Source organism: Mycolicibacterium agri (assembly GCF_002553505.1).
GTDB classification, from domain to species: domain Bacteria; phylum Actinomycetota; class Actinomycetes; order Mycobacteriales; family Mycobacteriaceae; genus Mycobacterium; species Mycobacterium agri.
Genome location: NZ_PDCP01000134.1, coordinates 1 through 10,078, shown reverse-complemented (window position 1 = coordinate 10,078; position 10,078 = coordinate 1). Strand labels below are relative to the sequence as shown.

Here is a 10,078-nt window from a genome sequence, read left to right as displayed (position 1 = left end):
GCACGGCAACTCCAGCCTTCCCCGGGCGGGGCCACTTCGAACCGCCCAGCCGGGGCCAATTCGAGTTGACATAGCCAGGCGGCAGACCCGCCTACCCCTACCGCTACGTCGAGCAGTACACGCCCCCACCGGCCCAACGCGTCACCGACGTCGCGGTCACCACCTTCGAGCATCTCTACGAGGTGGACCCGCGGCTGATGGAGCGCTGGGTCCTACAGCAGACGTTCCCGAACTGGGATTCGTTGCGCATCATGAACTCTCGCCACGACCATCTCGACTGGATGCACCGGCACTTCGCCAATCGCGTCATCGCCGGATCCGAAATCTTGGCCGAAGTGGACGCCGCGCCGTCCACCGAACTGGGCAGGTGATCTGTGACCGCAACCGATCCGCACGACGCCGTCGCCGCCAACACCGACGAGGCCTATCTGGCCAAACTCGGCTACACGTCGGAATTCCGGCGGGAAATGAGCCTGTGGGCCAACTTCGCACTCGGCTTCACCTATCTGTCTCCCGTCGTCGGTATCTACACCCTGTTCGCCGTCGCCTTGGCGACCGCGGGCCCGCCGATGTTCTGGTCCCTGGTGATCGTCGGCGTCGGCCAGTTCCTGGTCGCACTGGTCTTCGGTGAAGTGGTCTCGCAATACCCGGTCGCCGGCGGGATCTATCCCTGGGCGCGGCGCTTGTGGGGCCGCAAATGGGCATGGATGACCGGATGGGTCTACCTGTTCGCGCTTTTGGCCACCATCGCCGGCGTGGCCTACGGCGCCGGGCCGTATCTCGCCCAACTGTTCGGGTTCAGCCACAGCACCGAGACCACGATCGTCTGCGCGCTGATCTTGCTTGCGGTGGCGCTGGTCATCAACCTCGGCGGTACCAAATGGCTTGCCATGGCTGCGATCATCGGATTCTCCGCCGAACTGGTTGGCGCCCTCGCGGTCGGCGGATGGCTGCTGATCACCCAGCGCCACCACAACCTGGGCGTCCTGTTCGACAGCTTCGGCGCCGGCTCGGGCGGGTCGTATGCGGCCGCGTTCTTGGCCGCCGGACTCATCGGCATCTTCCAGTACTACGGCTTTGAGGCCTGCGGTGACCTCGCCGAGGAGGTGCCCGATCCGACGCGGCGAATCCCGAAGGCGATGCGGATGACGATCTACGTCGGCGGCGCGGCGGCGATGTTCGTGTGCCTGTCGTTGATCCTCGCTGTCGAGGACTTCGCCGCAGTCATCAACGGCGATGACCCCGACCCGATCACCACCATCCTGAGCACGGCGTTCGGTTCCGTTGGCGGCAAGGTGATTCTGGCCGTGGTGGGCATCTCGTTCCTGTCGTGCACGCTCAGCCTGATGGCGGCCGCATCGCGGCTGATGTACTCCTACGCCCGCGACGGGATGATCGTCGGATCGTCGGTGCTGCGCTACATCCTGCCCAGCAGGCACGTGCCGCCGTACGCAATGGCGGTCGCCGCGTTGGTGCCCGCGATCATCGTGCTGGTCTCGATCGTGTCCACCGATGCGCTGACGAAGATCATCTCGTTCGCGACCCTCGGCATCTATCTGGGCTTCCAGATGGTGGTGCTGGCCGCGTTGCGTGCCCGGCTCAAGGGCTGGGTGCCGTCGGGATCGTTCCGACTCGGCGCATGGGGGCTGCCGGTCACGGTCAGCGCCCTGACCTACGGCGTGCTGGCGATGATCAACATCGCCTGGCCGCGCACACCGGACGCCGCCTGGTACGACAACTGGATCGTGGCGCTGGGCACGGCGGTGGTGATCGGCCTCGGCCTGCTGTACATGGTGACGGCCCGTCCGCACGAGCGAGGCGACGCCGCTGCGGGCGATGCCATCGCGTCATCGGCCGAGCTGCGGGAAGGTGCGCCGCCACCTCGATAACGAGCCCCGGTAAGAATCGGTGACGGCCAGGCGAGGGATAGCCGCCGAGCGAGCGGTAGCCGCCATAGCCGCCGAACGTGGGGTAGCCGCCGTAGCCGCCGAGCGAGCGGTAGCCGCCATAGCCGCCGAACGTTAAAACTCTGCGAGAAAACTCGCCTAAAACCGCAGAGTTTTGACGTTCGTCGCCTGTCGCTGACGGACGGTCAGCTACATCGGCGCTACATCGGCGCGTTGGCCGGCTGGAAGCCGCCCGAGCTGTCGGACTGCTCCTCTGCGCGGATCACGTGCATCACCGCATTGATCAGCGCCAGGTGGGTGAACGCCTGCGGGAAGTTGCCCAGATGCCGTCCGGTGCGCGGCTCGATCTCCTCGGCGTAGAGGTGAAGCGGGCTGGCGAAGGACAGCAACCGTTCACACAGGTGCTTGGCGCGTTGGAACTCGCCAATCTCGACCAGCGCCGAGACCAACCAGAACGAGCAGATGGTGAACGTTCCCTCTTCACCCGCCAGCCCGTCGTCGGTCTCCTCGACCCGATACCGCAACACCAGCCCGTCCTCGGTCAGTTCGTCGGCGATGGCCAGCACGGTGGCGCGGATCCGCGGGTCGTCGGGCGGCAGGAAGCGGGTCAGCACCGCCAGCAGCAAAGAGGCGTCCAGCGCGTCGTCGCCGTAGCGCTGAGTTAAAACGCCGCGCGAGTCGACACCATTGGCCAGCACGTCGGCCTTGATCTCCTCGGCGATCGCGCGCCACTGCTGGGCATACGACTTCTCGCCTTGCAGCTCAGCGAGTTTGGAGCCGCGGTCGAGCGCCACCCAGCACATGATCTTGCTCGACGTGAAGTGTTGCGGCTCGCCGCGCACCTCCCATATCCCGCGGTCGGGTTCGCGCCAATGCTTGATCGCCTCTTCGACCTGTTGCTTGAGCACCGGCCACAGCGTGTCGGAGATCTGCTCACGCGATCTGGCGTGCAGATACACCGAATCCAGCATCGTGCCCCAAATGTCGTGCTGCATCTGGTTGTACGCACCGTTGCCGATCCGCACCGGCCGCGCGTTGTCGTAGCCGGACAGGTGGTGCAGTTCCTCTTCGACGAGGGTGCGTTCGCCGCCGACGGCATACATCACCTGAAGCGGATGGCGTTCACCGTTGTTGGCGCCGGACACGTCGGCGATGAACGCGAAGAAGTCGTCGGCCTCGCGATCCAGGCCCAGTGTGTACAGGCCCCACAGTGCGAACGTCGAATCGCGCACCCAGGCGTAGCGGTAGTCCCAGTTGCGTTCGCCCTGAGGCGTTTCCGGAAGCGACGTGGTCGGGGCCGCCAGCAGTGCGCCGGTCGGCGAGTACGTGAGGCCCTTCAGCGTCAGCGCGCTGCGCTGCAGGTAGGACCGCCACGGGTGGTCGGGGAAGTCGCCGACGTTGATCCACTGGCGCCAGCTCTCGCTGGTCTGCCACATCTTGTCGGCGGCCTCGTCATAGGTCTGCGGGGCGGGGTGTTTGGACCAACTCAACGCGACGAAGACGTTGTCGCCCTCGGTCAACCGGGTGCGGGCCCGCGCCTCGCGGCCCTCCAGCCCGATGCGCAAGTTGGTGGTCAACCGCAGCGTCGGGTGCGAGTCGGGGTTCTTGGACGCCCGCGCGATCGCCTCGCCGTAGGCCTGCGCCGAGTACTCCCAGGTGGCGTTGGCGCGGTGGTAGTCGAAGGCCGGCTCGCAGTTCATCACCAGCTCGACGGTGCCGCTGACGCAGCGGACCGTGCGCAGCAGGATGTGCTCGGCGTCCCAGTCCATCGGGGTGCGGCGGTGGGTGCGCGACCGCGTCTCCAGGTCGTGCCAGGGACCCATCACCAGCGCGTCGCGCACGATGATCCAGCCGGTGTGGGTCTGCCATGTGGTCTCCAGGATCAGGCTGCCCGGCAGATAGCGGCGCGCCGCGGGGACGTGCACGCCGTACGGGCCGAGCCGGAAGTGGCCCGCGCCGCGGTCCAGGATCGCGCCGAACACGCTGGGCGAATCCGGCCGCGGCACGCACATCCACTCGACCGATCCGGCCGACGAGATGAGGCAGGTGTTCTCGCAGTCGGACAGGAACGCGTAGTCGGCGATCGGCGGGAACGGGTTCCGCAACGACACGCTCGGCGCGTAGGGCATCGGCGCCGTCGCGGTCAACGGCCTTGGCCCCGGTGCCTCGTTGGCCTTGTCACTTTGTTGCAGAACCATGCGCACATCATCGACGCATCACCCGCCCGGCGTCCACTCGTTGCGGGGTGTGTTTGCGCGGCGGAGGTTCAAGCGCGCGCGTAGCTGGGCGCGTGTTCGGGCAGCGGACCGATCGCGATCGCGTAGCCGATCAGGCGCCGCAGCGCCGACACCTTGGTGATAATTCGCACCGCCTTCGGTGGTCCGACACTCTGATCAGCGGAAACAGCGACCGCGATGAGCTTGGCGTGCATGAGCCGCTGCGCGGCCTGGATCAGCGCGGCGGGCACCCAGCGGCGGGCCTGCACCAGCGCCAGGTGGCGCGTCGAGACGTTGCCGGACCGCAACGGCCCGGCCAGCACCCTGGCGGCGGCGACGGCGTCGGCGACGGCCAGGTTGATGCCGACCCCTGCGACCGGCGACATCGCGTGCGCTGCGTCGCCGATCAGCAGCATGCCGTCGACGTACCACCGGCGCAGCCGGTTGAGCTGCACATCGAGCAGCTTGACCTGATCGAACGACGTCAACTCGTCGACGCGGTCGGCCAGCCGAGGCACCAACGACACCACCCCGCGGCGCAGCTCCTCGATGCCGCGGGCCCGCAGGTCTGCGTCGTGGCCCTTCGGGATGACGTAGGCGCATTGGTAGTAGTCGCCGCGGTCGATCACGATGGCAGCCTTTCCCACTCCGAAGACCCCCTCGAGCCCTTCGGTGTCATCGGGGTAGCGGGGCAGCCGGAACCACCACACGTCCATGGGTGCACCGAAGTTGCGCGGATGCAGCCCGGCCGCCGCGCGCAACGTCGAGGTGCGGCCGTCGCACGCCACGGTCAGGTCAGCGTGCATGGTCCGGACGTGCCCCTCCTCGTCACGGTAGGTCACGCCAACGACCTTGCCGCCCTTGCGGATCGGGGCCAGCACCTCGGTGCGCCGCAACAGCCGAAACGTCGGTTCGGCTTCCGCGGCGCTCGCCAGCAGTTCAAGGAAGTCCCACTGCGGCACCAACGCGATGTGTTTGTGCCTGCCGGGCAGCCGGCTCAGGTCGATGTCGAGCAGCGTGCCTTGGATCCGCATGCCGAGTGTTTCGATCTTGCGGTGCGGCATCTCGCGGAACCGGTCGGCGAGCCCCAATTCGTCGAGCAGGCTCAGCGTGCTCGCATGTACGGTGTCGCCGCGGAAGTCACGCAGGAAATCGGCGTGCTTCTCCATCACGGTCACTTCGAGACCGGCGCGGGCCAGAAGCAGGCTGAGCATCATGCCTGCCGGGCCGCCGCCGGCGACGATGCACCCGGTGCGCTGTGTCGTTTCGGTTCCTTGTGTTCCCCCAGTCACACCGTCATCTTCGCACCGTAGGCTGGCCGGGTGGGCAGCTTCCTGAACTGGTGGGACAGCGTGGAGCTGTGGCTGTCGGGTCTGGGATTCGTGGCCCAGACCGCGGTCGTGATGCCCGTGGTGCTGGCGCTGGCCTACGGGATCGCTGTCCTACTCGATGGGGTGCTGGGCAACGGGATCAGGCTTCTGCGCCGGGCCCGCAACCGCGACGAGGACGCACAATGAGCGGCATGCCGCGCTCTCGGGTGACGTTGGTGCTGATCGTCTTGGTGGTGTTGGTCATCGTCATGTGGCTGCTAACTCGTTAACCGGGCTAACCCTCGGCGCGAGCAGCGTTCACAGATTCTGTTATTCTTCGCGCCATGCAGACAGCGTCCGGCAACAAGAGCGGCCACATCGTGGCCCTCATCGCCGTGGAATTGAGCGCTGTCGCTGATGTCTGTTGTTGTCGCTGAAACCACACCCCGTCCGCGGTTTGGTGTCGGTAGCGGCTGCTGATATGCCCGGATACTGATCCTCACCTTGCCGTTGTGGCGGGACACAAGTCCGTCATCCAGCAAGGAAGGTCACATTCAATGAACATCCGCAGAGCCTGGCTTCCCGCCGCCGCCCTGGCCACCGTCGCGTCTGTGCTGGCGGCGTGCGGCGGTGGCGCCAGCGATGTCGCCGGCGAGGGAAACCAGGCCGAGGGCGCCGAAACCACCCTGACCCTGGTCGCCTATGCCGTGCCGGAACCGGGGTGGAGCAAAATCATCCCCGCCTTCGCGGCCACCGAGGAAGGCAAGGGTGTGGCGGTCACCACCTCCTTCGGCGCGTCGGGCGACCAGTCACGCGCGGTCGTCGACGGCAAGCCCGCCGACATCGTCAATTTCTCCGTCGAGCCCGACATCACCCGGCTGGTCAAGGCAGGCAAGGTGGCCGAGGACTGGAACGCCGACGCCACCAACGGCATCCCGTTCGGCTCGGTCGTCACGTTAGTGGTGCGCGACGGCAACCCGAAGAACATCCGCGACTGGGACGACCTGCTGCGGCCCGACATCGAGGTGGTCACCCCGAGCCCGCTGAGCTCGGGTTCGGCGAAGTGGAACCTGCTGGCGCCCTACGCGGCCAAGAGCAACGGCGGCCAGAACCCGGAGGCCGGGCTGGACTTCGTCACCAAGCTCGTGACCGAACACGTGAAGACGCGGCCGGGTTCGGGCCGAGAAGCCACCGACGTGTTCCTGCAGGGCACCGGTGACGTGCTGATCAGCTACGAGAACGAGGCGATCAACGTTGAGCGGCAGGACAAGCCGGTCGAGCACATCAACCCGCCGCAGACGTTCAAGATCGAGAACCCGGTCGCGGTGATCACCAACAGCCCGCATCAGGAGAAGGCCACCGCGCTGAAGAACTTCCTGTATACCCCTGAGGGACAGAAGATCTGGGCGCAGGCCGGATTCCGGCCGGTCGACCCGTCGGTGGCCGAGGACTTCGCCGAAGACTTCCCGGTGCCGCAGAAGCTGTGGACCATCGACGATCTCGGTGGCTGGGACGCGGTCGATCCCGCCTTGTTCGACAAGGACAACGGCACCATCACCAAGATCTACAAGCAGGCCACTGGATGACAGCTGCCTCCAACATCGCGCTGCGGCCCGACCCTGATACCGAGGGCGGGCCGCCTCGCGGTTTCTTCAAGAGCCGTTACGGCAGCACGTCGTTGCGGGTCGGGGTCGCGACGACGTGGCTGTCGATCATCGTGCTGCTGCCGTTGGCCGCGATCGTGTGGCAGTCCGCCGGCGGCGGGTGGGAGGCCTTCTGGATGGCGGTGACGTCGAACGCGGCGATCGCGTCGTTTCGCGTGACGCTGACGATCTCGTTCGCCGTCGCGGTCATCAACCTGGTCTTCGGTCTGCTGGTGGCGTGGGTGCTGACTCGCGACGAATTCCCCGGCAAGCGGGTTGTGGACGCGATCATCGACCTGCCGTTCGCGCTGCCGACGATCGTGGCCAGCCTGGTGATGCTGGCCCTGTACGGGCCCAACAGCCCGATCGGGCTGCACCTGCAGCACACCAAGTGGGGCGTGGGTGTGGCGCTGCTGTTCGTCACGCTGCCGTTCGTGGTGCGGTCGGTGCAACCGGTGCTGCTCGAACTGGATCGCGAAGTCGAGGAGGCCGCCGCGTCGCTTGGCGCCAGCAACCGCACCATCTTCTCCCTCATCATCCTTCCCGCGTTGCTGCCGTCGCTTCTTTCCGGTGCGGGACTGGCGTTTTCGCGGGCGATCGGGGAGTACGGGTCGGTGGTGCTGATCGGCGGCGCGGTGCCCGGCGAGACCGAGGTGTCGTCGCAGTGGATCCGCACGTTGATCGAGAACGACGACCGCACCGGTGCGGCAGCGATCTCGATTGTGCTGCTGGCGATTTCGTTTGTCGTGCTGTTTGTGCTACGATACGTCGGGTCGCGGGCCGCCAGGCGTCAGGAGCTTGAGCAGTGACGCTGTCTCGCCCGATGCGCTACCTGCTGCGCTATGTCGCGCTGGCGTATCTGCTGCTGCTCTTGATCGTTCCGGTCGGGCTGATCCTGTGGCGCACGTTCTCGCCGGGGGTGGGCGCGTTCGTCGAATCGATCACCACGCCCGCGGCCATCTCCGCGCTGCAGCTGTCGCTGATCGTCGTCGCCATTGTGGTACCGCTCAATGTGATCTTCGGGGTGCCGACGGCGCTGGTGCTGGCCCGCAACAAGTTTCGCGGCAAGAGCCTTCTGCAGGCGGTCATCGACCTGCCGTTCGCGGTGTCGCCGGTCGTCGTCGGTGTGGCGCTGATCCTGCTGTGGGGGTCGGCCGGGTTCTTCGGCTTCATCGAGCACGACTTCGGTTTCAAAATCATCTTCGGCTTCCCGGGCATCGTGCTGGCCAGCATCTTCGTCACCGTGCCGTTCGTCATCCGCGAGGTCGAGCCGGTGCTGCATGAACTGGGCACCGATCAGGAGGAGGCCGCCGCCACCCTGGGATCGACGTGGTGGCAGACCTTTTGGCGGGTCACACTGCCGTCGATTCGCTGGGGGTTGACCTACGGCGTGGTGCTGACGGTGGCGCGCACACTCGGCGAATTCGGCGCGGTGATCATGGTGTCGTCGAACCTGCCGGGCCAGTCGCAGACGCTCACACTGTTGGTGGCCGACCGCTACAACCGCGGCGCGGAGTACGGCGCCTACGCTATCTCGACGTTGCTGATGGCCGTCGCGGTGCTGGTGCTGGTGGTTCAGGTCATCCTCGACGCGCGGCGCGCGAGAACGGACAATTAGGGGCTTGAGGGGACGCTGGAAATGACGAATGCGATCACGGTGCGCGGCGCCAATAAGCACTATGGCGATTTCGCCGCGCTGGACAACGTCGACTTCGACGTGCCGTCCGGTTCGCTGACCGCGCTGCTGGGGCCTTCCGGCTCCGGCAAGTCGACGCTGCTGCGCGCGATCGCCGGCCTCGATCAGCCCGACACCGGCACGATCACCATCAACGGCCGCGACGTGACCCATGTGCCCCCGCAACAGCGCGGTATCGGCTTCGTGTTTCAGCACTATGCGGCGTTCAAGCATTTGACGGTGCGCGACAACGTCGCGTTCGGGCTGCGGATCCGCAAGCGCCCCAAGGCCGAGATCAAGGAGAAGGTGGACAACCTCCTCGAAGTCGTTGGCCTGCGCGGTTTTCAGACCCGGTATCCGAATCAGCTCTCCGGCGGGCAGCGTCAGCGCATGGCGTTGGCACGCGCGCTGGCCGTCGATCCGCAGGTGCTGCTGCTCGACGAGCCGTTCGGCGCGCTGGACGCCAAGGTGCGCGAGGACCTGCGGGCATGGCTACGCAGGCTGCACGACGAAGTGCACGTGACGACCGTGCTGGTCACCCACGACCAGTCCGAGGCGCTCGACGTGGCCGATCGCATCGCGGTGCTCAACAAGGGCCGCATCGAGCAGGTCGGCTCGCCAACCGACGTGTACGACGCGCCCGCCAACGCGTTCGTGATGTCGTTCCTCGGCGCGGTGTCGTCGCTCAACGGCGCGCTGGTGCGCCCGCACGACATCCGCGTCGGCCGCACACCCGACATGGCGATCGCGGCGAGCGACGGCTCGGTGCAAGCCACCGGCGTGCTGAAGGCTACTGTCGACCGAATCGTCATGCTGGGCTTCGAGGTTCGCGTCGAGCTGACCGCCGCATCGAACAAGTCGCCGTTCACCGCGCAGATCACTCGCGGCGACGCCGAGGCGCTGGGCCTCAAAGAGGGCGACACGGTGTACGTCCGCGCCACCCGCGTGCCGCATCTGCCCGACGGCGCCGCGATCCAGAAGCCCGACGAGGCCGACGAGGACGAAGCGCTCTCCAGCGCCTAACTTTCTTTCCGCGAGCAGACGCTAATGTTCGCACTGTCCTGGGGCGATTTCAGGCAGTGGATGCAACAGCGGGTGGTTTTGGCGGGTTTGAGAGTAGCTCGTCGAGGACTTCAGCGGGTTTCTTCCAGCCGAGGGTTTTGCGGGGTCGGGTGTTGAGTTGGGCGGCAACGTAGTCGAGGTAGTCGGCCGGGAACACTGATAGGTCGGTGCCTTTAGCAAAGTATTGGCGCAGCAGCCCGTTGGTGTTCTCGTTACTGCCGCGTTGCCATGGCGAGTGCGGATCGCAGAAGTAGATATCGAGCTC

10 protein-coding genes are annotated in these 10,078 nt (G+C 66.5%); 7 read left to right on the top strand and 3 right to left on the bottom strand.

The genetic code is table 11. The annotated features are described in order from the left end of the window. Positions 1–197: 197 nt before the first annotated feature. Both CQY20_RS35285 and CQY20_RS32040 read left to right on the top strand, forming a co-directional pair. Complete coding sequence (locus tag CQY20_RS35285; RefSeq protein WP_174814663.1) at positions 198–371, top strand: hypothetical protein; 174 nt, start codon at positions 198–200, stop codon at positions 369–371. A gap of 3 nt (positions 372–374) precedes the next feature. Next, positions 375–1,889, top strand: a complete 1,515-nt coding sequence (locus CQY20_RS32040; RefSeq protein WP_163700622.1) for an APC family permease — start codon at positions 375–377, stop codon at positions 1,887–1,889. A 218-nt stretch (positions 1,890–2,107) separates the two neighbouring features. On the opposite strand, the gene CQY20_RS32030 is transcribed toward CQY20_RS32040, so the two are convergent. After that, positions 2,108–4,105 carry a glycoside hydrolase family 15 protein gene (locus CQY20_RS32030; protein ID WP_097945102.1) on the bottom strand — a complete coding sequence of 666 codons (1,998 nt, stop codon included), beginning with the start codon at positions 4,103–4,105 and terminating at the stop codon, positions 2,108–2,110. Positions 4,106–4,173: 68 nt separating this feature from the next. Next, positions 4,174–5,340, bottom strand: coding sequence for an FAD-dependent oxidoreductase (locus CQY20_RS32025; RefSeq protein WP_234816511.1), 1,167 nt, complete (start codon positions 5,338–5,340; stop codon positions 4,174–4,176). A 105-nt stretch (positions 5,341–5,445) separates the two neighbouring features. On the opposite strand from CQY20_RS32025, the gene CQY20_RS32020 reads away from it, so the two are divergent. The 5 genes from CQY20_RS32020 to CQY20_RS32000 all read left to right on the top strand — a co-directional run bounded on the left by CQY20_RS32020 (position 5,446) and on the right by CQY20_RS32000 (position 9,774). Further along, positions 5,446–5,640 carry a hypothetical protein gene (locus tag CQY20_RS32020; RefSeq protein WP_097945098.1) on the top strand — a complete coding sequence of 65 codons (195 nt, stop codon included), beginning with the start codon at positions 5,446–5,448 and terminating at the stop codon, positions 5,638–5,640. 350 nt (positions 5,641–5,990) lie between these two features. Further along, positions 5,991–7,019: a sulfate ABC transporter substrate-binding protein gene (locus CQY20_RS32015; protein ID WP_097945096.1), complete on the top strand. Its 1,029-nt coding sequence runs from the start codon at positions 5,991–5,993 to the stop codon at positions 7,017–7,019. After that, a complete protein-coding gene (cysT, locus tag CQY20_RS32010; RefSeq protein WP_097945094.1) occupies positions 7,016–7,885 on the top strand; it encodes a sulfate ABC transporter permease subunit CysT in 870 nt (289 codons plus the stop codon). The genes CQY20_RS32015 and cysT overlap by 4 nt, the downstream gene beginning before the upstream one ends. Then, on the top strand, positions 7,882–8,694 hold the full coding sequence (gene cysW, locus CQY20_RS32005; RefSeq protein ID WP_174814662.1) for a sulfate ABC transporter permease subunit CysW: 813 nt from the start codon (positions 7,882–7,884) through the stop codon (positions 8,692–8,694). Before cysT ends, cysW begins: the two co-directional genes overlap by 4 nt. Positions 8,695–8,715: 21 nt before the next feature. Continuing rightward, positions 8,716–9,774, top strand: coding sequence for a sulfate/molybdate ABC transporter ATP-binding protein (locus tag CQY20_RS32000; protein WP_097945092.1), 1,059 nt, complete (start codon positions 8,716–8,718; stop codon positions 9,772–9,774). A gap of 49 nt (positions 9,775–9,823) precedes the next feature. Here the strand turns inward: CQY20_RS32000 and CQY20_RS31995 are convergent. After that, positions 9,824–10,078, bottom strand: a 255-nt coding sequence (locus CQY20_RS31995; RefSeq protein WP_109789712.1) for an IS30 family transposase, incomplete at its 5' end; no start/stop codon positions are given.

Coding starts and splice junctions, on each gene's coding strand:
- cysT (WP_097945094.1), top strand. CDS start 7,016: ATGACAGCTGCCTCCAACATCGCGCTGCGGCCCGACCCTGATACCGAG.
- CQY20_RS32025 (WP_234816511.1), bottom strand. CDS start 5,340: ATGATGCTCAGCCTGCTTCTGGCCCGCGCCGGTCTCGAAGTGACCGTG.
- CQY20_RS35285 (WP_174814663.1), top strand. CDS start 198: ATGGAGCGCTGGGTCCTACAGCAGACGTTCCCGAACTGGGATTCGTTG.
- CQY20_RS32030 (WP_097945102.1), bottom strand. CDS start 4,105: ATGGTTCTGCAACAAAGTGACAAGGCCAACGAGGCACCGGGGCCAAGG.
- CQY20_RS32000 (WP_097945092.1), top strand. CDS start 8,716: ATGACGAATGCGATCACGGTGCGCGGCGCCAATAAGCACTATGGCGAT.
- CQY20_RS32015 (WP_097945096.1), top strand. CDS start 5,991: ATGAACATCCGCAGAGCCTGGCTTCCCGCCGCCGCCCTGGCCACCGTC.